The sequence below is a fragment of the Polaribacter sp. SA4-10 genome (assembly GCF_002163835.1).
Classification (GTDB): Bacteria; Bacteroidota; Bacteroidia; order Flavobacteriales; family Flavobacteriaceae; genus Polaribacter.
This window is the reverse complement of sequence record NZ_CP019331.1, coordinates 767,345-791,124: the sequence shown is the minus strand read 5'-3', so window position 1 is coordinate 791,124 and position 23,780 is coordinate 767,345. Positions and strand designations below refer to the sequence as shown.

The 23,780-nt window shown below is 31.9% G+C and carries 26 protein-coding genes; 1 reads left to right on the top strand and 25 read right to left on the bottom strand.

Annotation, left to right across the window (positions count from 1 at the left end; genetic code table 11):
- Positions 1–5: 5 nt before the first annotated feature.
- From BTO04_RS03615 to BTO04_RS03600, 4 genes are all read right to left on the bottom strand, one after another.
- Entirely contained in the window at positions 6–653 is a 648-nt protein-coding gene (locus tag BTO04_RS03615; RefSeq protein WP_087563198.1) for a bifunctional 2-polyprenyl-6-hydroxyphenol methylase/3-demethylubiquinol 3-O-methyltransferase UbiG, read from the bottom strand.
- A gap of 305 nt (positions 654–958) precedes the next feature.
- Positions 959–1,333: a hypothetical protein gene (locus BTO04_RS03610; protein ID WP_087563197.1), complete on the bottom strand. Its 375-nt coding sequence runs from the start codon at positions 1,331–1,333 to the stop codon at positions 959–961.
- A 63-nt stretch (positions 1,334–1,396) separates the two neighbouring features.
- The gene (locus BTO04_RS03605) at positions 1,397–1,903 is read right to left on the bottom strand and encodes a hypothetical protein (protein WP_087563196.1); all 507 of its coding nucleotides are present in this window, start codon (positions 1,901–1,903) and stop codon (positions 1,397–1,399) included.
- A gap of 181 nt (positions 1,904–2,084) precedes the next feature.
- Positions 2,085–2,456, bottom strand: a complete 372-nt coding sequence (locus tag BTO04_RS03600; RefSeq protein WP_087563195.1) for a transposase — start codon at positions 2,454–2,456, stop codon at positions 2,085–2,087.
- A gap of 252 nt (positions 2,457–2,708) precedes the next feature.
- On the opposite strand from BTO04_RS03600, the gene BTO04_RS03595 reads away from it, so the two are divergent.
- Positions 2,709–3,701 carry an IS110 family transposase gene (locus BTO04_RS03595; protein WP_087562932.1) on the top strand — a complete coding sequence of 331 codons (993 nt, stop codon included), beginning with the start codon at positions 2,709–2,711 and terminating at the stop codon, positions 3,699–3,701.
- Positions 3,702–4,036: 335 nt separating this feature from the next.
- Here BTO04_RS03595 and BTO04_RS03590 read toward each other — a convergent pair whose 3' ends face one another.
- The 21 genes from BTO04_RS03590 to BTO04_RS03500 form a co-directional block, all read right to left on the bottom strand.
- A complete protein-coding gene (locus BTO04_RS03590) occupies positions 4,037–4,300 on the bottom strand; it encodes a hypothetical protein (protein WP_087563194.1) in 264 nt (87 codons plus the stop codon).
- Positions 4,301–4,360: 60 nt separating this feature from the next.
- Positions 4,361–4,657, bottom strand: a complete 297-nt coding sequence (locus BTO04_RS03585; protein ID WP_157662425.1) for a hypothetical protein — start codon at positions 4,655–4,657, stop codon at positions 4,361–4,363.
- A 143-nt stretch (positions 4,658–4,800) separates the two neighbouring features.
- On the bottom strand, positions 4,801–5,193 hold the full coding sequence (locus BTO04_RS03580) for a nuclear transport factor 2 family protein (RefSeq protein WP_087563192.1): 393 nt from the start codon (positions 5,191–5,193) through the stop codon (positions 4,801–4,803).
- A 327-nt stretch (positions 5,194–5,520) separates the two neighbouring features.
- Positions 5,521–7,098 (bottom strand): amidase, encoded by a 1,578-nt coding sequence (locus BTO04_RS03575; protein WP_087563191.1) that lies wholly within the window; start codon positions 7,096–7,098, stop codon positions 5,521–5,523.
- A gap of 66 nt (positions 7,099–7,164) precedes the next feature.
- A complete protein-coding gene (locus tag BTO04_RS03570) occupies positions 7,165–8,136 on the bottom strand; it encodes a prolyl oligopeptidase family serine peptidase (RefSeq protein WP_087563190.1) in 972 nt (323 codons plus the stop codon).
- A 52-nt stretch (positions 8,137–8,188) separates the two neighbouring features.
- The gene (locus BTO04_RS03565; protein WP_087563189.1) at positions 8,189–9,118 is read right to left on the bottom strand and encodes an MBL fold metallo-hydrolase; all 930 of its coding nucleotides are present in this window, start codon (positions 9,116–9,118) and stop codon (positions 8,189–8,191) included.
- A gap of 18 nt (positions 9,119–9,136) precedes the next feature.
- On the bottom strand, positions 9,137–9,649 hold the full coding sequence (locus BTO04_RS03560) for a hypothetical protein (protein ID WP_087563188.1): 513 nt from the start codon (positions 9,647–9,649) through the stop codon (positions 9,137–9,139).
- Between the two features lie 63 nt (positions 9,650–9,712).
- Complete coding sequence (locus BTO04_RS03555) at positions 9,713–11,236, bottom strand: DUF3500 domain-containing protein (protein ID WP_087563187.1); 1,524 nt, start codon at positions 11,234–11,236, stop codon at positions 9,713–9,715.
- 176 nt (positions 11,237–11,412) lie between these two features.
- Entirely contained in the window at positions 11,413–12,432 is a 1,020-nt protein-coding gene (locus BTO04_RS03550) for a peptidyl-alpha-hydroxyglycine alpha-amidating lyase family protein (RefSeq protein ID WP_157662424.1), read from the bottom strand.
- Positions 12,433–12,577: 145 nt separating this feature from the next.
- On the bottom strand, positions 12,578–13,018 hold the full coding sequence (locus BTO04_RS03545) for an alpha/beta fold hydrolase (RefSeq protein WP_157662423.1): 441 nt from the start codon (positions 13,016–13,018) through the stop codon (positions 12,578–12,580).
- 27 nt (positions 13,019–13,045) lie between these two features.
- Positions 13,046–13,426, bottom strand: coding sequence for an alpha/beta fold hydrolase (locus BTO04_RS03540; RefSeq protein WP_198342102.1), 381 nt, complete (start codon positions 13,424–13,426; stop codon positions 13,046–13,048).
- A gap of 154 nt (positions 13,427–13,580) precedes the next feature.
- A complete protein-coding gene (locus BTO04_RS03535) occupies positions 13,581–15,803 on the bottom strand; it encodes a hypothetical protein (protein ID WP_087563183.1) in 2,223 nt (740 codons plus the stop codon).
- A gap of 127 nt (positions 15,804–15,930) precedes the next feature.
- Positions 15,931–17,109, bottom strand: a complete 1,179-nt coding sequence (locus BTO04_RS03530; RefSeq protein WP_087563182.1) for a DUF1624 domain-containing protein — start codon at positions 17,107–17,109, stop codon at positions 15,931–15,933.
- 679 nt (positions 17,110–17,788) lie between these two features.
- On the bottom strand, positions 17,789–18,268 hold the full coding sequence (locus BTO04_RS03525) for a hypothetical protein (protein ID WP_087563181.1): 480 nt from the start codon (positions 18,266–18,268) through the stop codon (positions 17,789–17,791).
- Positions 18,269–18,531: 263 nt separating this feature from the next.
- On the bottom strand, positions 18,532–18,684 hold the full coding sequence (locus BTO04_RS15170) for a hypothetical protein (RefSeq protein WP_157662422.1): 153 nt from the start codon (positions 18,682–18,684) through the stop codon (positions 18,532–18,534).
- A gap of 281 nt (positions 18,685–18,965) precedes the next feature.
- Positions 18,966–19,634: a response regulator transcription factor gene (locus tag BTO04_RS03520; protein WP_087563180.1), complete on the bottom strand. Its 669-nt coding sequence runs from the start codon at positions 19,632–19,634 to the stop codon at positions 18,966–18,968.
- A complete protein-coding gene (locus tag BTO04_RS03515) occupies positions 19,631–20,383 on the bottom strand; it encodes a sensor histidine kinase (RefSeq protein ID WP_232455946.1) in 753 nt (250 codons plus the stop codon). The genes BTO04_RS03520 and BTO04_RS03515 overlap by 4 nt, the downstream gene beginning before the upstream one ends.
- Positions 20,380–21,003, bottom strand: a complete 624-nt coding sequence (locus BTO04_RS03510; RefSeq protein WP_087563179.1) for a hypothetical protein — start codon at positions 21,001–21,003, stop codon at positions 20,380–20,382. Before BTO04_RS03510 ends, BTO04_RS03515 begins: the two co-directional genes overlap by 4 nt.
- On the bottom strand, positions 21,004–21,771 hold the full coding sequence (locus BTO04_RS03505) for a hypothetical protein (RefSeq protein ID WP_087563178.1): 768 nt from the start codon (positions 21,769–21,771) through the stop codon (positions 21,004–21,006).
- A gap of 108 nt (positions 21,772–21,879) precedes the next feature.
- Positions 21,880–22,038, bottom strand: coding sequence for a hypothetical protein (locus tag BTO04_RS15165; RefSeq protein ID WP_157662421.1), 159 nt, complete (start codon positions 22,036–22,038; stop codon positions 21,880–21,882).
- Between the two features lie 797 nt (positions 22,039–22,835).
- A complete protein-coding gene (locus BTO04_RS03500) occupies positions 22,836–23,780 on the bottom strand; it encodes a carboxylesterase (protein ID WP_087563177.1) in 945 nt (314 codons plus the stop codon).

The following is a 23,780-nucleotide window of genomic DNA, read 5'->3' as shown; positions in this document are numbered from 1 at the left end:
TTTTTTTATGATCTCTGAAAAATGGAAAGGTGAATTTCTTCTCCTCTTTTAGATGCATTATTCGTTGTATGAGAAATTTGTTTTAAACCATTTCTTTCAAACGATTTCATATAGTCATTATTCAAGAGCCAAGGCGGACCAATTTCATACCTTCTTTTTTCAGATTGTACTTCTGCGATAACAATTAGTTGACCATTAGAAGACACAAAGCTTGCTATGTTTTTTATTAATAATTCTTCATATTTTGGTGGTAGTGCTTGAATGGTAAAGATTTCTAAAACAAGATCAAATTTCAGAGACCAGTCAGAAATTCCTTCTAGTAAATCTGCTGTTATGAAGTCAACCTTAGATTTTGGGAATCTCTTTTTGCAGAGTGCTATGGCACTTTCTGAAACATCAAAAGCGGTAACTTTATATCCTTTAGCCTCCAATTCGATAGCGTCATCACCTAAACCGCATCCAACTACCAAAGCAGTCTTTTCATTTTCTGAAGGAAGCGTTTTATCTATCCAGCTTTTAAAAATTGGATGTGGAGCCATATTGGCCCAGGGAACTCCATTTCCTAATTTATTTGATTCGGCATAAAGAGTCTCAAACCAATCATTGGGTTTATTTTCTTCAACACCCAGCATATTTCTTATTTCTTCATTCATCTTTTCGTATGTTGTCTTTATTGTTTACAACGATTTTGTTGCTGATTTGTTGCGATTAAAAGTGCGATACACTTTTTGCCGTTGCGGAAAGATAATTAATTCGCGTAAATTCCGATTAAGGAATTCCCAAGTAATTAATTATACACGGCTTAAGTTTATCTTTTATACTTTTCGATAAATAATCAGAAAGAATAAAAGAGAGCATTAAAAAAGCTTAAATTCTTATTTAAGCTTATAGTAGTAGTGAGCAAAATTAATGAAGAAAAGAGTTGTTTTTTAACTCAGTACTTTATTGGCAAACGTTGTTATTTTAGTTTTTCCATTTCAAAGTTCAAATTAATTCCTGGCATGCCTTCAACAGTAGCTGTGCAGATAGCTTTTTGTCCTTCTATTTTGATTATTTCAACGCTAACTTTTTGCCCTTTCATATCTGGAGAGCCATTTAAATAAATCAATTCATAATTGCATTCGGACTTCCATTCGATTGTTGCTTCCAACGTTTCAAGACCATCAGCTGATTCTTTTTGAGTTTTTTTAGATCGACTTACAGTCGTAGTAGGGAGTTTATAGTTAATTCCTTCTGCTTTAAATGTTCCAATTTTAAAATCAACACAGGTTAAATTTTGTGATTGTACACAACTCGAAATCAACACAAGCGTAAAAAGATAGAGTGTTTTCATGTTTTTTGTTTAGTTTGTTTGTAATATTTGCTAGAGGTAATGTATTGTTAGGAAACGTTTTTTTTACTCCTTCATTAAAAACGCTGTTACTAATGAGTTTTTATCAGATTCCATTTGGTTAGTCCAGCTATCTATCCACCATCTCCCTTTTTCATAATGAAGTTGAATACTAGCCAATCCTCTATTATTTGTAATGGTTTCAGGTTTGTATCTTACTTCATATGCGCTCCAAACTTGAACGATATTTCCAAATTGACTAACATTTCTTTTTAGTTCCTTTTCATAGAAATATTTTCTCTCAGACATCCTTAATTCGTTTTGTAATGCCTCCAATGTGACTAATTCAACTCTCCCATTTTCGTCTAAAAAGATTATATGAGCATTTTTAGAATGCATATATGTATCTCTTTCAAATTCCCAAGGATCACTACTCGAACCAGAAGCAACATCATAATATGCTTTCATTATTGCATCTACAGATTTTACGTCTTCTGAGTATTTTTCATCGGTAGTTTGTCCTAAAATTGAAGAACAAATCATTAATGCAATAGCGAGTAGTATATTTTTCATAGTAGTTTAATGTCTTGTCCTGAAATACGGCTACAGGTTAAAATGGATATAATCTGTTATTCTAGGATTAAACGTTTATCGGCTCTTTTTTTATGCTTGTAATAAGCAGTACGTTTAAGTCCAAAACAATTAGATATGGTAGTTAAAGAAGCAAATCCCTTAGATTTCTCTTTAGCTTTGATTAGGGCTTTATCTTTAGCTTTTTTTTTAGTTCGGCAATAGATTTGTAGCCTAAATCTTCTGCAGCTACTTCTAGATAGGATTCTTCTATCATAGTATCGAGATCCTTTTTTAATAGTAGTTTTTTTAGCTGTTCAATTTCTTTTTGAAGCGTTTTAATTCTAGATATTTCGTCTTTAGTTTCCACTTTTACTCTGGTATTCATTAAGTCTTTACGATTGTACTTTTTAATCCATTCATTAACCGTTGTAGGTGCAATAGAATAGAGTTTGCAAAGTTCACTTTTTGTGTATTTTCCAGTACTACGTTCGGCTAAAATTTTTAATTTAAAAGGTTCACTGTAACGTCTAATTACTTTGTCATTTCTGTACATAATGTTTAAAATTACGCAGCCTTTATTCAGGACGGGTCAAAATGTGGTATAACGTGTTTCTTTAGTTTGTATTAAATATCTTTAGATAGAAAAAGAGGAGAACTATAACGTGTTTTAGATTTGAAGCTCCAGTACACGTACGAGTCCTCTCTTTCTATAAAGTTGCCAAGAACCATTTGGAATACCAGGAGTTAAATCTCCCGATAAAGGAAGTAGTTAAAGCAACATATTTATTCACTTAAATGTAAAAATATGAAAAATTACAAAGAAGTCGTAGGAATTGATGTATCAAAAAAAACAATTGATGCTTATTGTTATCAAGCTCAAGTTCACAAGGAGTTTAAGAATGATATTGTAGGTTATAAAAGCTTATTAAACTGGGTTTTAAAATCAACAAAAGGGGTTAGTGTTTTTTATTGTTTTGAGAATACGGGATATTATTCTTTAAAATTAGCACTTTATCTAAATAGTCAGAAGATTGTTTATGTAGAAGAAAGCCCATTGAAAATTAAGCGTTCCTCAGGTATTGTAAAAGAGAAAACAGATCGTTTGGATGCAAGTTTAATTGCTAGATATGGGTGGATTTATAGAGAAGAATTAATTCCAAGTACAGTTAAAAGTACAACCCATTTAGAACTTGGTAGATTATTAGCGTTAAGAGATCAACTAGTTAGAAACAATGCTGGTTTGAAAGGTACTTTAAAAGAGATGAAAGTATTTTTAACAAGTTCTACCACAGATGCAGGTTGTATCAGTTTAAAAAGAAGTATTGATTACTTATCTAAACAAGTAAAGGCAATAGAGATTAGAATAGAAGAGCTCATCTTTGATGATGTTTCAATGCAAAAAAATTATGAATTATTATCAAGTTTAAAGGGAGTTGGTTTTGTGGTTGCTTGTCAATTAATTTACCATACAGGTAATTTTACAAGATTTGATAATTGGCGTTCTTTCTCGAGTTATTGTGGAACAGCACCTTTTGCACATGAGTCGGGTACTAGTATAAAAAGAAGAAAGCAATGTCATTATTTAGGAGATAGAAAGATGAAAAGTTTATTAAGTATGGCAAGTATTTCTGCCATTCAACATGATAGTGAATTACGAATCTATTATAAGAGAAAGTTAGCGGAAGGAAAAGATAAAATGCTAGCGATAAATAATGTTAGAAATAAACTCATAGCTAGAGCATTTGCAGTAGTAAAAAGAGGAACTCCTTATGTAGTTCTTCAAAATTATGCAGCATAAAAAAAATAGTAACTTCTATTAGGATTTGATCTTGGAATACGTGCATGATTAGTTGTGTGTTTTGAGCATTGGATTTACTAAGTAAAGCACGAACGGCGAAATACCGAAGGAATTTTCCAACTGAGCTAAAACCAGCAATTAATTATAGATGGTGTTACCATTTCGTTGTTTTTTGTTTTCCAGCGTTTTAAAATTCAGAGTTTCAGTAAGTCATTCAGAAAGGTTTATTACAATAGTAAATATTCCGTTATTTGCTAAATTCAGAATATAATTCATTTCATAAATACTTCTCAATTCTGTGTTTTATTAACCTTTTAATTAGCGAGAGACTGTTCCTAAATTTTGGTGTTTTTTTTATTTTTAAAGTTTAGTATTAGTTCTTTTTTTTCATTCAAAGTAAACTCAGATACACTTTTGGTTATTCCATTGACATCACAAGGAAAATCTTGAAAATTATCCTCAAATATTTGTTCTTCTTCATTCCAAATAGGAATATTAACCTCTTTTGTACAAATATCTTCTTTTGTACAACTATTAAGGAATAAGAATGTTATTAAAACTCCAATTAAATGATGTAAAGTAAATTTTCCTAAATTCATTTTTTTTTTTTGAAAAAACTTATATCAAATCTCTGTTTAATATAAGTGGTTAATATTATGTTATTTTTGGTTTCCGTAGAACTTCTCACCAATGAATGGCAACTTATTTATATGAGTTACTTTTGCTCGTTTATCGTTCTTCTTTGACCGGATAAACGGAAGTTTTATGCTTTTATAACAATTTGTTTTATTAAAGTAAATATAAAATTTAGTACCATTGATCTCAACATGTTTAACAACGGCTTTATTTTCTCCATAAGGTGTATCAAAGGTAAAGATCGCTTGCATTTGAGCATTCGCTATTCCGCATATTGAAAAGCTGAAAAGTAGAATTAATGATGTGAAAATGTTTTTCATGATAATTGATTTTAATTATAATTAATGTTCCGGCTTTATGTACAGTGCCACTTTTCAGTTTACTGGTTTCCAAAATTTAAATGTACAAGTTTTATAGTAAAAATCTAAACTATAAATAACCCCATGCTATACACGGTAACCTTTTATTTCATTGGAGTGGAGTGAATAAATTCAATTTTCCAAAGCCCTTTTTCTTTGATAAATGAAGCACTTTCTAGGAATTTTACTTTAACCGTTTTGTCAGGTAATTCGAACTTACCAATGTTAATGTATTTTGTTCTTGCAGAGTTACAATCAACCTTTGTGTCAAAATTCATCAATTGAAATGATATTTCTGCAACACCACTAAAAGCTTGTACTAGACTGTCATTATTCCATATTGATCCATCCTCATAAATAACTAAGTCCGTTGTAGATATACTTTCAAGTTTTTCAAACTCTCTATCAGATAAGGCTTTAATAAAATCCTGAAGAATTCGTTCAACTACTTTCGGGTCATCTTTTTTACATTGTTTCGGTGAGCATCCTAAGAACAATAGGAAAGCAAAAATTATTTATAAATTTTTCATAATAAAATAGTTTAATTTGGTTGTTGTATTTTAACATAACATGGCAGTTATATTATATAACTCTGCAACTTACTCTATTTCGGAAATACAGAGGTGGCTTCGCTCTTTATCTAATTCATTATTAGAAAGATGGCTGTATCTATAAAAAAAACTTATTTACAACAGCACGTAAAATAAATATTTGGATGTACGCATAGTTAAATTTTGTTGACTGCAACAGCTAGCTAAATAGAGTAAGAATCCTATTTGCAAGAAATCTCAATATTTGATTCATTATTACTTTTTGTAAAGTGCTCAGTTCACATTTTTATTTTTAGCATCTGTTACCTCTTTTTTATTAAGTATTGGTGGTTTTCTATGCTTTGTTCCTTGCTCATATGAATAAGCAAGTTTAATTAAAGTTGGTTCTGCGTACATGCGTCCTAAAAATTGAAGTCCCGCAGGTAAATTACCAGGGCTAAAACCCATTGGAACCGTAAAGGCCGGTTGACCTGTATGTGGCGCAATTATTTGGTTGTTGTCACCTTTGTGCTCCTTTTCAAAATGTGCGATTCTTGCTGGTTTATTATTCCAAGTAGGGTATACAATGGCGTCTAGGTTTAAAGAGTCCATAACCACTTCTATGGCTTCTCTAAAAGCAATTCGTTTTATATCGTGGTAGGCATCTGAACATTTTATACTAGGTTCTTCCCATCGGCCAGAGGACTTGGCTTCTTCTGCTAAAACTTTCTTTGCAAACTCAGATTTGGTGCCAATTCTAATAATGTCTTCTAAGGTTTTTACCGTATCCCTTTTGACGTAGGTCGCTAAAAAAGATTCAACATCAGTTTTAAAGGTTGCGCACCATTGGTTTTTTCTTAAGTTCGCAAAATTAGGAATGTCAACTGGATCAACAACTGTAGCGCCAAGTGAATCTAAATCTAAAAGTGCTTTTTCAAATAACTTTTTAATATCTGGGTCTGTTTTATAATCACTTAGTTCTCTTAACACCCCTATTCTAGACCCTTTCAATCCGTTTTTTATTAAAAATTGTGTGTAATTTTTAGGTGTTTTGTTTATTGAATTTTTAGTGATGGAATCCTTTAGGTCGTATCCCACCATCACTTGCATTATTTTAGTTGCATCTTCTACCGTTCGGCACATCGGACCAACCACATCATTTCTTAAATATAACGGCACAATGCCTTCTCTACTAATCAAGCCCAAGGTTGTTCTGAATCCTACTAAATCACAATGCGAAGAGGGACCGCGAATGGAGTTACCCGTATCAGTACCCAAACCACCCAGTGCAAGATTGGAAGCCACAGCAGCGGCGGTTCCGCCACTAGAACCCGCAGGAACATAGGCTAGATTATATGGGTTATGGGTGGTTCCCATTGTAGAACTCTTTGTATGCTTAGCAGAAAAGGCCCATTCGGCCATATTAGATTTTGCAATAATAATAGCTCCGGCTGCAACTAATTTATTGATGACAAAAGCATTTTCTTTGGGGATATAATCATGAAGTGCTAATGATCCGGCAGTTGTTAGAAGGCCAACAGCATTGATATTATCTTTTATGACGATTGGTATACCATGAAGTGGAAGTAGCTTTTTTGTTTTTTGATAATCTGTGTCAAGTGCTTTGGCAATTGATAGTGCCTGAGGATTTATGATAGAAATGGCGTTAACAGCTTTATTTTTTTCTTTAATAGCAGTGAGATATGCTGCTACTAAATCTTGACTATTATAAGTACCAACTTTATAGGCCTTGTGAATGTCGGTTATCGTTATCTCTTCTAAGTTTATTTTTTTTGGTGGCTGATTTTTTTTACAACCAGCGATGCTAAAAACTAATAGCATCAAAATTGAAAGGGTTTTTAGTTTGGGCATTTTAATTTAATTTTTATTTTGTTCTAATAATAGCAAATTAATTATACAGGGTGTTATCTCGCTTTATTATTTGCTCAAATACGTATCAAACCAAGCCAAGGCTTCATCAACTCCTTTTGACGCATTCTTAAGTGTTGGGGAATGGTTTGTCTTTTCGAATTCAATAAAATTAGAGCGTACTCCTGCTTCTTGAAGTTTAGAATACATTAATTCACCTTGAATAAATGGTACTGTTGTATCTATATCGCCATGCATTATTAAAGTTGGCGGATCGTTTTTTGAGGCGTAATTAACTGGTGAAAATTCTTGATACTGTTCTGTAGATAGTTTCAAAAAATCCGCTTTACCCCATGTTTTTTGGTCATCTAAAACCATTTTACCTAAATCGCTAGGTGCTGCGAAAACTGCAATTGCAGCCACATCAGCATGATTCTTTTCCCAATCCAATTTGGCATCAAATAAGGGTACTTCAGGAGACAGACCAATAAGTAATGATAGATGGCCACTGGCACTGCCACCCCATAACCCTAAACGGGTTTTATCAACTCCATAATCTGAGGAATTATGCTTAATAAATCGAACGGCTCTTCTAACATGTGATACTATTTCAGACATTTCAAATTTCCGTCGACTTCCATGTCGTACTTCAAAAACAGTATATCCATTTAATACTAATTTTTTTGGACTTAAAATATGATACGTTTTTGATTTGGTCATTTCTTCATCTGTTGCAAATCTATAGGTACCGTTATCCTGTATTTTGAATGTGTCATATGGTGATTCCCAACCACCACTGTTTGTTAAAATCACACCAGCACCATTTGGTTTTGATGGGATATAAATATCAAAAGTCATTGCCATACCAAATTCGTGGCCATATACGACATCTTTGATTAATTTAAAATCGGGAATTACTGATTTTTCAATTGTAACTTGCTTTGATTTATTACGATCACAACCTACAGCAATAATGGCAAAAGTTAGAAGCAGGAATGTGATGATTTTTTTGGAGGAGAATTGATTGGTAGTTTTTGTCATAATTTTTTTTATTTTGAGTCCTCAAATGAGGCTGTAGTTTATAATTTTATAGCTAATGATTAATAGGCGATATTATGAAGTTTTTATGAACTTCGTTCGTTGGTGTATTTCCCAAATTAGTAAGCGCAAGTTGAAGTTCTTTTAAATCCTTGATAGTTAAGGGCAGTTTGTATTCTTGTGGATGGTAGGTAGATCCCATCGGATAGTCTATCCCATCAGTAGTTGACATTTCAATATGATTGCCTAGAATATAAGATATTTCATGATGTTCAGTAAAATTAACAAGCCTATTTATGCTCTTACCAAATGAATCCCAATCATCAACATACAATCGCCCTGGATAAAAAGTATCTCCAGTTAGCAATATCTTAGAAGAGGTGTCGTACACTGCTATAGAAGCTTTTTGATGGCCCGGAATAGGGATGATTTTTATTATTCTATTTCCAAGGTCGAGTTCAACAATATCTTCGGGCCAATTAAGAAACTGAAAAAAGTTCTTTACATATTCAATTCGTATTGGTACGACAGTTGTATTTGGTTTCCCCATAAACTGTCTGTCTGCTGCATAGTGATCATTATGGTTATGTGTATGGGCTACGATCAATTCAAGCTCTCCGTTTTTTTCAGACCAATCGTTAAGTATTCCATTTACTGTTTCATATAGTGGGAAAACATCCTCTTCTTGTGTTGCTCCTGTATCCATTAACAACGCCTTGTTGCCTCCAATAAAAAGGAACATGAAAGGTGCTTCGAAATGGGTGCATATGTTTTGACGCAGTATCCATGTATTGCTGTTGTATTGAACAACTTGAATAGGAGGGTTGGTGTTTTCTTTACAGTTTTCAGAGCCGTGATACCAATGTTGCGCATTTAGGTCAACGGTATTTTCCACTTCTTGTGTAAAGCTTAAAGTATAAGTAAACGCACAAATTATAACTAAATTTATCTTTTTAAACGTGAGCAAAGAGGTTTTTGTAATCATGGTATTTATTTTTCTTTACTATTTTTTTGTTAGGCTATCTGTTTTTTCACTTTGTGTCAACCAAGAAAGAATCCACCATCTATTACCATCGTGATATAATTGAACACTACTTATACCTTTCGCTTTAAAAGTTCCATCAACTTTCTCTTTTACTCCAAAAGTACTCCAAACGTTTGCGATGTTGCCATATTGATGTGTATCCCTTTCAATTTCATACTCCCAAATCCCTGGTTTAGTTTTTGCTGAGTTTTTATGAAAATCAAATACGTTTACTATATCATTATAGATTTTGTCGTTATCAGTGCCAGAAAATAGGATCAAAGCATTTTCATAATGTAAAGACTTATCTCTTTGAAAATTTATTGGTTCGCCAGCGGGGCCCGAAATAATTTCATAATATGCTTTAATAATACCATCAATGGTTTCTACATCTGCTTTTAGAGGGTAGTCCTTTTTATCTGACTCTTGCGCATTAGTTAGAAAGCATGAAAAAAGAAATACGGTCAGTAGTTTAATGAGTTTATTGCTCATGATAATTTTAATTAAATATTAATATTCGTGTTTACATTATTTTTTTGGCTAAAGAATAAGCATTTAATGCTTTTCATGTTTATGCTCTTTTTCTAAATGTTCTTTCAACAAATCCTTTCCATAATCATTGCCATTTGGTGTACGAACAACGGTGTGTACATGTGTTTTAACTGGCCCTGGTTTGGGTTTCGAATGATCATATAGGAATACAGGCGACTGATGGTCAAATTCAATTAAAATTACAGGACTGTGAATGCGGTAATAAAACGGACTGTTGATATGGCTACCTTGAATCCAAGTAAAATTGGTTTGGTTTAAATGATGTTTTACCGCTGCCATTTTAACCTTGGCCTGGCCGTCTTTTACATTATTCACATATTCTGCAATCAAATCAAGCAACAGCTCTTTTTGTTTTTTTGATAAATCATTGGCAGAAATCCCTGTTATAGGAACAATTTGATTGTCTCTAAAAGCTTCAGTTTGGTTAAGATCAAACTCTTTTTTGTTAAAAATTGTGGCTTTTTCCTTTTGTTTGTTATTGAGCGATAAATAAAAATCCAAGCCTTTTTGCTCTTCCATTTCAAAAGTGCGCAGCCCTTTATGATCTCCTGTTTCGACTAAATTTGGCTCAGAACCCATAAATGTGGGTGTCATTACAACTTGGTCACCTAGCACAAAGTAGTTAATGACCAGATGATGCCCTTCCATTTGCCAACCCCAAGGCTCCGTGTCAGAAGGCGTTCCCATGAAAGTAAACCAATATTTTTCACCTCCTAAATCTTTGCTTTCTGGTTCCAAGCTTGCTAAATAGACCTCCATTGTCATAATGTTTTTTGCTTTTTGTAGTCCTTGGGTACTTAAACTCTCTTTTAAAAAAGCAAGAGCGAGTTTTTTTTGTAGTGCATTTAAGTCTTCATAACAAACACCTGCTCTTTGCCAGTCATCTATATTGTGCCATCTTCTCCATTCATTTGATGCTATCGGGAACGTGCTTGCTGATTTTTGTTCTTTAGTAAGCGATGCAACAAAGGCGATGACCGCATTTTTAATAGGAGTTGTGGAGGAGCCTGTTTTTTTAATCGGGTATAGGTCTTCTAAGGGCTTTCCGTCTGTAGTAATACCTACATAGGGTTCAGTAAACATAGTGTTCTCTTCATCTGAATTGGGTTCTACAAAAAGCATTTTAGTCCCTTTTATTTTACCTTTTAAACCGTCAACAAAACCCCAGCTTTCAATTCTTTCTTGGATTTTATTTTTTTCCAGCACAAACGACCGTTCAAAATCAGACCTGCCTTGAGTGGTTGCATACCAATATGTAATAGTTTTACCCATCAAAGAGTCTGGGAAAGAGATGGTTTGTTGATAAAGCCCACCTGTGTTTGGGGATTTGGGAAATAGAGACCGTTGAATTTTTTGATCATCTGCATAAGGCCCAATAAACCATCCTATACCCACTGAGTATTTAATTGGTAGACTCGTTATTTTTAGTTTGAAAGTCACTTCATGACTTGAATTGACAACACTTTCTTGTGCATTTACAGTATTAAAAAATAGAAATGGGATCAGAATTAAGATTACTTTGTTCATTTATTTGAATTTTGTTGTACGATTGTTTGTTTTAATAATTATTTTTAATTCTTAAATCCGCCTAATATGCGTCGAATTACCGTTAAGATCTCTGCTATGAGTAGTTTCAAGGAGTTTTAGAAGTAGGCGAGAACAAGCTACTGAATTTAAGCCGTGTTGTGCATTCGTTAATTTTTTTAATCAGCTTTTTTTAATCGAAATTTTTGAATTTTATTCCCTAAAATATCACCAACATAAATACTCTCTTCATCATCAATTACAATGTCGTGATATCTAGATATTGGGCCATCATAAAAACTTGATCTACCAAATTGTAATTCTAGGTTGGTATTTAAATCAAAGCGAAAAATATCAGAGCCTTTTACTATAGTATCATTTACGAACATATAATCTATTCCGAACAGATAATCATTTTTACTGTCAATAGCAACAGAATATAGTTGTTCAGTGGTTTCATTCTGCCAAAGTGTAATAAAATTTCCTTTTGCATCAAATTTTTGAATTCTATTATTTTCACGATCTGCGACATAAATATTTCCATTCTTATCCAAATCAATTGCGTGTGGAATGTTAAACTCTCCTTCTTTATTTCCAAATTCCCCCCATTCAAAAAGGTACTTCCCGTCTTTAGAGAATTTTATAACTCTACTATTACCATAACCGTCACTAACATAAAATGAACCATCATCTGCAACAGCGACGTCTGTTGGAAGATAAAAATGAGATGTATCATTTCCAAAAAATCTAGCCTTACCTAATGTTAAAAGTAGAACTCCATCCGAACTGAATTTAAAAACTTGATGCAGACCAACATCTGTGACCCAGATATTGTTTTCATTATCAATCTCTAATCCATGGGGCATAACAAATAAATCAGCCCCCCAACTCTTTAAGATTTTCCCAGTTTTTTGGTCAAGAGTAAGGATCGTGTTTTCTTGAATTTTATCATCTGGAAAAGGTTCTTCCCAAACTCTACTTCCCCTATGAAAAACCATAATATTATTGTTAGAATTAATTGCCAGCCCGGTCGGATTTCCTAAAACGAGGTCTTCAGGTAAGTTTGGCCAATCTTTTACCAACTCATAAGAATCAGAGTGTATAACCTCTTTGGTTAGTTTGTTTTTTTTTGAATACTTACATCCGATAGTTAGAAGAATTGTTAGTAAGCACAAAAATTTTTTTGCTTTATTTTTCATTTTATTTGAAATTTTTATTTGATTTACCACCTTTATTGATTGTAAGATTTTCCGCTGTTGTACTATTTATTTTGAATACTTGATACTTAATTGTTTGCTTTATTTGTGAGCATAATTTTTATAGCTGGCTAACAAGAGTAGTCTCTTAAAACCTGCGAAAATCTTTCTTAAATGGTTTTGATAAAAAATTATTTACAACAGCATTAAATTTTATTGGGTCTGATGCTGGTGTAAAGAGTGTTTCTACCGGCATTATGTATAATTGATCTTGCGCTATATTTTTATATAGTTCTAAACTATGTTCCCCTTTAACAACATCTTTATCTCCAGCGATTATTAATACTTGTGCTTTAATTTTTGATAAGGCTGAGGTAGATATATTTGTTTCTTCTAGCACCTGATTATGACGCTGATTCTCTAAATTCCAATTTCTAGTGCTATCTTTTTGAATAAGTTTAGATTCAACAGTTTCTTTACCATTGATAAAGCGATCCATATAAGAAGCGTGCAAAGCTGTTGAATCAAAACGTAAATACGCACTTTTTGCTACAATATTTTTTACCTGTGATCTATTATTGATACCCATTTTTAATGCCATCGTACCGCCATCACCTCATCCGTATATAGATAAAGAATGTACTAAGCCCCCTAAATATTTTACAACAAGATCATAGGTCAACGAAGTTGTTTTTAATTTTGTTTTTCCATAAGCTCTATTATCAGCAATAATTACACGATATTTTTTTTTAAAATATTCAATCTGATTTCCTAACCATTTAATACTTCCATATTGTCCGTGTATTAGGAGCAAGGGTTCTCCTTTTACATATTCTTCATAATAAGTTTCAGTTCCGTTTAATTCAACATAGTTACCCACAGATTGGTTGTCTCCATAAGGAGTATCAAATTTAAAGTTCATTTTAACTTGAGTATTTGCTTTTGAAGAGCTTGAAAAGGTGAGCAGTAGTAGTAATAGTTTTATGGAGCTTTTCATAATAATATGTGTTATTAGTTGTTTGTTATATTTGTGCAACGGTGTGAAATGATTTTATTCATCATAATTTCTAATTAATTAAAAAATAGACTTAGAAATTCTAATTTTCTTGATAGTTTTTTGTGTCTTTTGTTTGAGGCAAGCAGAAAAACCCTCATTCATTTATTTTGTTAATAGGCCAATCGCCTTCCCTTTTTAAGAATAGGATGGATTTATCACGCATGATTTTAATGTCTTTGGCTATTTTGGTCTCTATGACTTTAAATTCTGGGGCTTTTGAAATAAGATCTGTTGTAATTCTATGTAAATCAAAATATACATTCGCTTTATCCTTTCTATTAAAATAAATTTCTTCCATACTATTTGAAGCCAATTTAGCATCACCAGACAAGCTGGCCCACTCTTTATAAGAATAAAGGAGCTTTGTTTTTTCTTTTTTTAGATCACCATTATATTCAAATTTAGACCTCAGTGCATTACCGTAAATCTCGGTTAAACGACTTGCTTGTTCAAGGTCTCCCGAATGCTTTAAAATTGCTGCTATCGAAGCAAGTCCATACATATTTTGATATGGAACAGTAGAGATTGTATCTGATAGGTAGATAGGATGGTATGTTTTAAGATAATTAAGGGCCTCTTTTGTTTTTCCCAAGTAATAAAAATTACTTATCCTATCATAAATAGGATCATATTTATCTCGTTTTATATTACGTTTTAGCAGTAGTTTATTTATTGTTTTGGCAGAGTTTGCTGCTTCATTTTGATGGAGAAAATTTTCTGCCTTTATCATATCAGCCTCAATATTCTCAGGATACAGGAGCATTATCTTTTCGGATAATTCGTCTACAAAATTAAAGAACTTTAAATCCATTGAAGTATATGCTAATATACTAATGACATTTAAATTTTCAGGAAATTGTTGATAGGCTTTATACGCAGTTATAAAAGCTTCATCTAATTTTCCATTAGGTTCAGCCCTTAGTAACCATACTAAATTTCCATGGGCTCTAATATAATTAGGATTAATTGCCACATTTTTTTCTGCAAATTCTAGGGCTTTTAAATAGTTTTCGTTGTCATAATAAATACCCTCCATATTCTCTATGACTGAAGGAGACAATGGATCGATGCGATAGGCTTTTTCTATTAATTCTGTTTTCAACGCAAGGTTGTCTTCTCCGGCAATATCAGCATAATATACTAGTATCTCAGGATTATTAGGTTCTAGGGCATAGGCTTTTTTTAATGCCTCTTTCCCCTTATCAAATTTTCTTTGAGTCCAAAAAGAATGGGCAACGGCAAGATGCGCTATCCCGCTTGTTTTATCTAGCAATAGGGCTTTCTCTGCATTGCTCTTAATGGCACTAATAGCTTCTTGATGATCAAGACTTCCAAAATCTTCTAACCGCGAATACGCCAATGCCAGATGACTATAGGCTAAGGAAAACTTTGGATCCAAGGTAATGGCATTTTTAAAATAGATGATGGCTTTTTCTAAATCTTTCGGTTGTTTGTTTCTACTTAATTGCAGGCCTTTAAGATAGGCTTCATAAGCTTCTGTATTTTTTGTAAGCGCTTTTTTTGTTTTAGATGCTGCCTCCTTACCTAGTAATTTTACTTTTAATTCCTTGAGAACTTCGTTCGAAATTTCGTCTTGAATTTTAAAGATACTTTCAGCCGAATAAGTTCTGTCATAGGTTTCAGACCACATATGGAAACCATCTGCCACTTTAATAAGCTGCGCAGTGATACGCATACTATTTCCAGATTTTCGAACACTTCCTTCTAAAATATGATCTACACGTAACTCGCTTCCTATTTTAACAAGATCGTCGTTTAGGCCTTTGTACTTAAAAGAAGAGGTACGCCCAGCAACTTTTAGGTCTTTTACTTTTGCTAGCACATTGAGTAATTCTTCAGACAAACCGTCGGAAAAATACGATTGATCTTGTTGCGGAGACATGTCTACAAAAGGTAATACTGCAATGGAAGCAGTACTCGTATCAACTTCATCGGCCACTTTTACATAAAAGACTCTATTAATGACTAAAAAAACAACCGCCAATGCTAAAACAGTAATCAGCAGTCTATTCAGTTTTTTACCTGTAGATTTATTTACAGCGGTGGTGATTGCGATACCTTCCGATTTTTTAATGCCTTCTGGAGTCAGCTCCAAAGCCCATGCAATAATAAGCGCAATAGGAAAGCCTATAAAGACTACCACAATAATAGTGGTAGCAAACCATCCGGGCAATGATAATGGTTCATCAATGGCGGTAACAATTTGAATGATTAACCATCCCGCAATGGCATAGGTTGTAGCTACCTTAAAAATATTACGTCGTTTTAATTCTGAAAGAAACTTGTTAAAATCCATACATACTAATTCTTTAATGCTTCAACATACATTGAAGTAATTAATTACCTAATAGCCTCTATGGTGTTAGGTTCTATTTGTATTCTACTTTAGCAAAAGAGATCATCTATCTGCTAATTATTTAGGTTTATAAATAGCTCAACCACCACTTGTCTTTATTATTGGCTTTATAAATCATATATTTTTTACTTAAAGGATATAGTAGTAGTACAACCCCTATCCAAACGAGACAGACTTTCCAAAGAGCGTAACCATAAGAATCCCTTAATCCTTCATCATCACCCGTTAAAATCATATCATGCCAATCACCACCAATAATCAATAAAACTAGAATTGCTAATAGGTGTAGTACAAAAATGTGTATAAAATAATAAAACAAAGGCACACGACCAAAGACCAAAAAGAAATTGGTTATTTTATTTTTTGTGTTTTCAAAAAGATATAAAAATAACATTGCTGGTCCCATAGTAATGCAAACGAATAACAACGATGGTGGATACTTGGTAACATTAAAAAAAGATAAAATTGTTTTTGTAGTCGTATTTTGGCTGCTCCACGGATATAAATCACCATAAAAATTCATGTACCTTAGAATAAAAAAAAGTGCAAGTAAACCAATACCTATGCGTAAAAGCCATTTTCTTCTTAGACTTACCTCGTATTCTTTTTGATAGAAGGTGCCAAATAAATAACCCAGAGCCATTAAACCAATCCAGGGAATCAATGGATAATTGACTAAAATTATATGACCTGGAATTGTTAGAATCTCTTTCTGCTTCATGAAGTACCAAATAATATTCTGAAAACTTTGACCTTCCATGACAATAAAATCTAATGCATTGTGACCAACAATTAAAAGGGTTCCAAGGGCTAAAAGCACTTTTTTTGGCAAAAAGATTAAAAAGGACAGGCATATCATACTAAAACCAATAGCCCAGATAACTTGAAGGTTTATAATACTATAGCTGAAATCGAAAAACCAGATAAAATTATTAACCACGATTTCTAGAAAAATCAACCATATTCCTCTTATTAAAAGAAATTTAAATAATTCAAATTTTGATTTTTTACTTCCATATAAAAATGCCGAAGTTCCTGCTAAGAATACAAATACTGGCGCACAATAATGCGTAATAAATCGGGTGAAAAACAGCAAGGGTGTTGTGGAGTCTATATCGGTAGGATGACTAAGAAATGAGTCATAATGAAAATAACCTCTTGTGTGGTCTAGTGCCATCAGTACCATAACAACCCCTCTTAAAATGTCTATAGATTCTATTCGATTAGATTTAATTTTAATTTGCATTTGAGCTCTGTTTAGGTTTGTAAGCACCAGTTTTTAACTCTTTTTTTTGCGGGGGTAACTAAAGTGTTAATTAAGGGCGAATATAGACACTTATAAAGCAATATTAGAAGATAGTAATAATTTCTTGAAATTGTTTGTGTTGGGTTAAGGGGAGAATCGTTTTAATTGGTAGTTGTTTTTACATGATAAGAAAGGCTAATTAAAAAAACGAAGCCATCTGAAAAATAAATAAAGTAGGTTTCTGTTTTTTTGAAAGCTTTACTAAATACGTTAATTTAGAGCTCTTATTTTATTCGAATTAATTGTGAATTACCATTTTTACTCATCTTTTCAGGGTTGTAAATTTCTCCTAATCGTTCTTTTTCTAATCTGATATTTAATAGTTCTTAATTTATTTCAATATCATTATTTATTTCCTACGAGGTGGTTTTTTAAAAAATAAAATTTTTTTATTCCGGCATCTAAAGAGTGATTGCTATTGAATTCCGTGTAAGCATCAATATTTTAAATAAAATTTATAGTTTGAATAAAATATAAATTCCCAATTTTCAGAGTTTTGAAGAGAGTTACAAATGCTCCAAATGTTGAAAATTTAAACCATACTTTAATTAGCTCCAGTGTTTTAGTGCCAAAACTTAACGAAGAGTTTACTTGTTTTTTAACTCAGTTCTTCTTAAGATTATTTCTTATAAATTACCCCGTCTTGCGAAATGGTTTGCCCTTCGCTTGTTCTCATTGCAGCGGTATAGTACAAGCAATTATTTTCAATTTTTGTTTTAGAGACTACAATTCCTTTATTTTCATTTACCCACTTTTTTTCTTTGCTCAATTCTGCTTTTGACGCGTCATAAGTCAGTCGATAAGTACAATCGTCAATCCATTCAATAATTTCATATTCAGGTTTTCCATTTCCGATTCCGTTTTTCCATTCGATTTGGGTCTTTTTTTCTCGGATTATAATATATTTCTGAATAGTAGTATCTCTTTCTGATTTTATTTCCGAAATACTGTCATTTTTAACAACGGTATATTTAGCCATTTCTTTCGTTTCGGGAATATAGAATTGTCCATGTTTAAAGTCAGCACAAGTCAAATCTTGAGCACATAAATTCAATCCAATTAAGCTCAATGCTATAAATAGTAATTTTGTTTTTTTCATATTATGTATACTTGTTTTTTATAAGGAAAGTGCGGTCTTGTGTGCGAGCATTTTCATTAAGGAAATTAGATGTAACACAAAAGCACTAGTCTTTGGCTTTAGCACTACCTAATGCATTTTTTATACCATGTTAGTAAATATTATTATTTATTTTTTTATAAATTTAATTGAATTTCCATTTTTTAACTTCATAAAGTAAAGCTCTCAATTTCAATTTTCTCATTATTCATTATCGTATCTTTTATAATTTCAGAATCTATCATTTAAACAGCAATAGTAGTTCCATCACTATTTTTAAGTCCTTTGTAAATAAGAACAGCTCTTACAGCATCTGCAGTATCATCTTTAATTGCTTTAGATGCTTTTAGTTGAGTTCCTGTTGGTAATTGGTATCCTTTTTGTAAATATTTACGCACTTTATCTATTAGATTTAATAATTGGTTTAATGTTTTTTGTGGTCTAAAATAATTCTAGTAATTTTCTTCTGTAGTGGTATTTATTGCTTCAAAATAGCCAATCATTGTAAGGAATTGGCTACTCTTTTCACTCTGTTGTCTTGGTTTTTTAGAACCCGCCAGCGGTCATTTATTTTTGAAACATCATTAATTTAACAATATGAATAGACAGAATTACCTTAGAATATTTGAGCGTATAAAATACTAAATTGAATTTTTCGCATTTATACTGTATGTAGCTTTTATGGAAGTGGGTGTATTTGATGTGCTATTGCATAAACAACTAATCCTACCGTGTTTTTAGCACTAGTTTTTTCTAAAACTCTTTGTCTATGCCCTTCTATGGTGCGTTTACTTAGAAATAATTGATCTGCAATTTCTTGGTTTGTATGTTCTAGACAAATTAATTTTAAAACTTCAATTTCCCTACCAGACAATTCTTCATTATTGCTTAATGCTAATTTTTTAGATTTGCTCTTCATGAATTTCATGAGCATTTCTTGATCCGTCTCCGTAAAATACACACCCGATTTACTAACAGATTCAATAGCGGTAAAAAGCATTTCTTTATTGGAGTTTTTAGGAATAAAAGCAGAAACGCCTAACTGAATCATATGCCCTAAAACGTTACTTTTGTAAAGAGAAGAAAGTATAATGATTTTTAAATCTGGATATTTTTCCTTCAAAGTTTCAGTCAATTCAAATCCATCCATGGGCTTCATTTGTATATCCACCAAAGCGATGTCTGGAAAATTTGACTCTGAAGTTTTTTCAAGTTCATTAAGAAATTCTAAACCATTATTGGAGGTTTTTATAACGTTTATGTGTGCCACATTAGAAAGTAAAAGAGAAATACCTTCGACGAACAAAGCCTCATCATCTACTAATGCTATATTAATAATTTTACTCATTGTGTTAAAACTTTAAGAATTAATAGTGAACCCTTGTCTTTTTTACTTTTCCATTTGCTATGTGCATTAAGTGATTGAATTCTACTGTTAATGTTTTTAAGACCCATACCTGTTTGGAGGCGGGAGTTGTCAAAACCGATACCATTATCAGACAAAATAATAACAAGTGAAGCATCTGTATCTCTAATATGAATCAGCATTTTAGTTGCTTTGGCATGTTTAATCACATTGCTCAAAAACTCTTGTATGATGCGATAGATTTGTACTTCAAAAGCGATAGATCTTTTTTTATACGTATGTTTAAATATTAATTGAACACAGAGGGATTGGTTTATGTTTGAAATTAAAGCTTCAATAGTAAGTATTAAACCAAATTTTTCTAAATTAATGGGGTACAAAGAATGAGAAATAGTTCTGGTAGTTTCAATTAATACTGGAATTTGTTGGGCAATTATTTCCTTTGATCGTTTGTTGTTCCATGTTTCTTCATTACTAATCCAAAGAGAGAGAATATTTAATTTGTTGCCTATATCATCATGCAGCGCTTCTGCAATCCGTTTTCGCTCATTTTCCTGAACATTCGTATATTGTATGGAGATTTCTTTTTGATGTTCCAATTCAAGTTGATGCTGCCGAGACTTTTCCCTTAATATTTTTTGAACAAAGGCTCTGTATGCGGCAAAAGAAGTTATTATGAGTATCGATAGTACGATAATCATAATAACTATATATTGGATGTTTACTATCATTTCTTTAATTTATAAAAGGTGAATATGAAACTACCATATAAGATGGAAGAAAGAATGTTGTTTATAATCCAAATATTAATGTTCATTTCTGTTAATTGATTAATCAATAAAAATAAAAACAAAGAGACCCCATAATACAGAAATAAAGCGATGTAAATAATAGAGAAGTGATTGTTTTCCTCAAGCTCTTTTAAATTTTTAATTAAAAGAATCGCTAATAAACAAAGAATGGTTAAATGAGAGATTATTTTACCATATCCGTTAGATGCATCATCATTAATAAACCATAAAATAGCAGACTCAATAAAGATGTAACCAGCAACCAATCCCTTTATAATTTTCCATTTTTTAGGTGCTTTTAACTCTTTTAAAAATATGCTCATTAATATCAAAAACTCTCCAACAAAGTATAAAGGGTAAAGGTAATGTGTGGTTTTGGTCTCTAAAATCGTAATTGAGAAATGATTAATTGCTTCTATTACAAGAATAAAACCTAAATAGATAACAACCCATTTACTTAGTTCATTATTCCGTATTTGTTTGCTGCTACAGCCGTATATAAATGCGGTAATCAATAAAAAATAAGATAAAATTATAGAAGTTAAAATATAATTATTCATCTAATCTAATAGAGTGAAGTTTGATTTCTCTTTACATAAAGGAGGACAAGGGCGTGCCAGATCTTCTGTGTTTGTTTCAGATGTTCCTTCGTTATTTTTTGCACGCATAATTTCTGTAGTACCCGCCTTATCAGCTATCGCTACAAAAATTAATATAGGTATCTGTGTTTGATAAATAGAAGAATGTTTAAAACCAAATAAGGCAACTACTTCACCTTGTTTTTGACCTTCTCTTGCTAAATCTGCAAAAGGTACTGTAAATACTCTAAATATGTTTTTACCACCAGCTTTATTACATTCATAATAAAACCAATCTAAACATTCATTTTTCCATTTTTCTATGTCTTTTACAGAAGCTCTTTCTGTAATAGTAGGCTCGTTGTAAGTTGGTAAATCAACTTCTTTCCAGTGTTTAGTAATTTCTAAATTTTTAGATAATGTTGTTTTTGATACAGTGGTTACCACATCTGTTTCTATTAATGTGATATCCTCTTTTAAATCTGTTAATTTTGTTGTTAGGTAGCTATCAAGGTCAATCTCTTTTCCTTTCTTATCTAACGGTACAACAATTAGAATAAATTTATCATTGTGTACACCAACATAAGTATGGAAATTACTGTTTTCATTGTTTCCTTTTATCCAGTCACAATCATCTTGTGTAAAATTAAATACAGCAGTAGGATCAATTATTTTTTTGACCTTTGAGAAGTCAGTTCTAGTTTCTTTCCATACATTAATTGCATGGGTACATTTTTGTTTTGAGAGCATAGTTTTACATTTTAATTTATTCTTTATTTGTAATGGTTTACAACGGTTTGTATAAACTGCGTTTTAATTCAGCTTATGCAGTGTTGTAGCCTGTTTATTTGTCTCTTTTCAATGAATCTCTATAAATTGGCCCGAAGCTAATATTGGTGGCATTGGAAAAACTGTAATAGGTGTAAAAGCATCAACTTTTTCTTCTTTTTTACTTTTTTGAGGATTACAAGCAAGCAACATTAAGACTGCACCTACATAAATAAAATAATTTTTCATTTTTTTTTTGTCATTATTAAATTGCTTGCAACGTATTATATAAAAACAAAAGCAAGTGTTATCAGTTAAACATCTCCAGATAGCACATCTTTTTTTTTGTTATTCTTTATTTTACAAACTTAACTATAGTTGGAAGGTTAAGTCTGCGGTTAACCGCAGTTATATATGTGACCTTCTACATTTAGACCTTCAAAGTCTCTTTTTTATTTCCAGATGTTGTTGTTAAATGGCATCCATTACTATATTTTTCTATGGTACGTATTTTGTATGAGTGCTTTCTTCTAACAATTTCCTACGAATACTATCTGTTCTTAATTTTTTTAAATCGTTAAAAATATTTTTTTATGGGGTTTGGAGAACGTGAGATAGCGTTTATTAAATCAAAATCTAAAGTTTTTAAGATAGCTTCGTTAATCCTATTCCATTCGTATGTAATAGTAGTTAAACCTCTTAAAACTTATAATATATATAAACCGTTGTCTGTTCTAAAACGACATAAATAGTATTTGTAAAAACGGCACTTTTATTATAATCTAGAAACTATTGTTAGCTTTTACTATTTATATATTTGTAACTAAAAACACTGAGGATTTATTTAATACAGGTTTTTAGAACATTTAGTAAAGTTATCTTTTTATAATTATTAAACAGTAGGTATCGATACCCGTTTTTTTAAATATAATTTTATTATATTAGCATTTTAGTTATCGCATAAATAGCTGATTTTCATTTAAATGAAAAAGCCCAAGATTTAAACTTGAGCTTTTTTTTATTTTGATAATTCTTTAGCGTTTCCTTTATTGCATAAGAAGCATAAGCATATTGTCAAAAACTTGTTTCTGTGTATCTCTATCTTTTTGAGTAATAGTATCTCGGCCTTCTAATCTGGTAACTACATGTAGTTCAGAGTCTATCATTTGAACATCAATAGTAGACCCATCACTGTTCTTAAGTCCTTTGTAAATAAGAACTGCACTTACAGCATCTGCAGTATCATCTTTTATTGATTTATACACTTTTAGTTGAGTTCCTGCTGGTAATTGGTACCCTTTTTGCAAATATTTACGTACTATATCTATTAGGTCTAATAATTCGTTTAATGTTTCTTGTGGTCTAAAATGATACCAGTAATTATCTTCTGTAGCGGTATTTGTTGCTTCAAAATAACCTATCATTGGGCCAACAAGTCCTATAAGAGTTAGTAATTTATCAGAAGGTATCACTATAGGGTCAATTAGAAAGATGTTTTTCATGCCGTTATCGGCTATTTTTCCACTTTTAATTAATTCTAATACCAACGGACATGCAGTAGAAGATCCTGCAAAGTTTATATTGGTATATCCTTTTTCACGAAGCGCGTTGTACTCTGTCATAATTGGTGTTTGCCAGTTTTTCCAAGTAGAATTTTTAAATTCTTTATACGTACGGCCATGTCCTCCTAAAAGTACTTGTGAAATTAAAATATTGGCATTCGCATCTGCATAAGTTCTAAATTCATCCCATTCAAAAGTAGTTGCAGAATACCCATGAACAGCAATAACAACGGGTGTGTTTTTTTGATCAGTAGTAGGATTGTTAATCGCTTTTGATACTAAGTATTTAGTAGGATTGTAAAGCGATGCATCAAAAATTTGATCTCCGTCTAACATGGTTGCATTATCAATTTCTGGATCACTAGAACAGCCAGTAAGTATCAATAATGAAATAACAAATAGTTTTAAAAGTATATTTTTAGTTTTCAT

Excerpts from the sequence above, each read along its gene's own strand:
- BTO04_RS03615 (WP_087563198.1), bottom strand. The coding sequence starts at position 653 with ATGAATGAAGAAATAAGAAATATGCTGGGTGTTGAAGAAAATAAACCC.
- BTO04_RS03610 (WP_087563197.1), bottom strand. The coding sequence starts at position 1,333 with ATGAAAACACTCTATCTTTTTACGCTTGTGTTGATTTCGAGTTGTGTA.
- BTO04_RS03605 (WP_087563196.1), bottom strand. The coding sequence starts at position 1,903 with ATGAAAAATATACTACTCGCTATTGCATTAATGATTTGTTCTTCAATT.
- BTO04_RS03600 (WP_087563195.1), bottom strand. The coding sequence starts at position 2,456 with ATGTACAGAAATGACAAAGTAATTAGACGTTACAGTGAACCTTTTAAA.
- BTO04_RS03595 (WP_087562932.1), top strand. The coding sequence starts at position 2,709 with ATGAAAAATTACAAAGAAGTCGTAGGAATTGATGTATCAAAAAAAACA.
- BTO04_RS03590 (WP_087563194.1), bottom strand. The coding sequence starts at position 4,300 with ATGAATTTAGGAAAATTTACTTTACATCATTTAATTGGAGTTTTAATA.
- BTO04_RS03585 (WP_157662425.1), bottom strand. The coding sequence starts at position 4,657 with ATGAAAAACATTTTCACATCATTAATTCTACTTTTCAGCTTTTCAATA.
- BTO04_RS03575 (WP_087563191.1), bottom strand. The coding sequence starts at position 7,098 with ATGCCCAAACTAAAAACCCTTTCAATTTTGATGCTATTAGTTTTTAGC.
- BTO04_RS03570 (WP_087563190.1), bottom strand. The coding sequence starts at position 8,136 with ATGACAAAAACTACCAATCAATTCTCCTCCAAAAAAATCATCACATTC.
- BTO04_RS03565 (WP_087563189.1), bottom strand. The coding sequence starts at position 9,118 with ATGATTACAAAAACCTCTTTGCTCACGTTTAAAAAGATAAATTTAGTT.
- BTO04_RS03560 (WP_087563188.1), bottom strand. The coding sequence starts at position 9,649 with ATGAGCAATAAACTCATTAAACTACTGACCGTATTTCTTTTTTCATGC.
- BTO04_RS03555 (WP_087563187.1), bottom strand. The coding sequence starts at position 11,236 with ATGAACAAAGTAATCTTAATTCTGATCCCATTTCTATTTTTTAATACT.
- BTO04_RS03550 (WP_157662424.1), bottom strand. The coding sequence starts at position 12,432 with ATGAAAAATAAAGCAAAAAAATTTTTGTGCTTACTAACAATTCTTCTA.
- BTO04_RS03545 (WP_157662423.1), bottom strand. The coding sequence starts at position 13,018 with ATGGGTATCAATAATAGATCACAGGTAAAAAATATTGTAGCAAAAAGT.
- BTO04_RS03540 (WP_198342102.1), bottom strand. The coding sequence starts at position 13,426 with ATGAAAAGCTCCATAAAACTATTACTACTACTGCTCACCTTTTCAAGC.
- BTO04_RS03535 (WP_087563183.1), bottom strand. The coding sequence starts at position 15,803 with ATGGATTTTAACAAGTTTCTTTCAGAATTAAAACGACGTAATATTTTT.
- BTO04_RS03530 (WP_087563182.1), bottom strand. The coding sequence starts at position 17,109 with ATGCAAATTAAAATTAAATCTAATCGAATAGAATCTATAGACATTTTA.
- BTO04_RS03525 (WP_087563181.1), bottom strand. The coding sequence starts at position 18,268 with ATGAAAAAAACAAAATTACTATTTATAGCATTGAGCTTAATTGGATTG.
- BTO04_RS03520 (WP_087563180.1), bottom strand. The coding sequence starts at position 19,634 with ATGAGTAAAATTATTAATATAGCATTAGTAGATGATGAGGCTTTGTTC.
- BTO04_RS03515 (WP_232455946.1), bottom strand. The coding sequence starts at position 20,383 with ATGATAGTAAACATCCAATATATAGTTATTATGATTATCGTACTATCG.
- BTO04_RS03510 (WP_087563179.1), bottom strand. The coding sequence starts at position 21,003 with ATGAATAATTATATTTTAACTTCTATAATTTTATCTTATTTTTTATTG.
- BTO04_RS03505 (WP_087563178.1), bottom strand. The coding sequence starts at position 21,771 with ATGCTCTCAAAACAAAAATGTACCCATGCAATTAATGTATGGAAAGAA.
- BTO04_RS15165 (WP_157662421.1), bottom strand. The coding sequence starts at position 22,038 with ATGAAAAATTATTTTATTTATGTAGGTGCAGTCTTAATGTTGCTTGCT.
- BTO04_RS03500 (WP_087563177.1), bottom strand. The coding sequence starts at position 23,780 with ATGAAAACTAAAAATATACTTTTAAAACTATTTGTTATTTCATTATTG.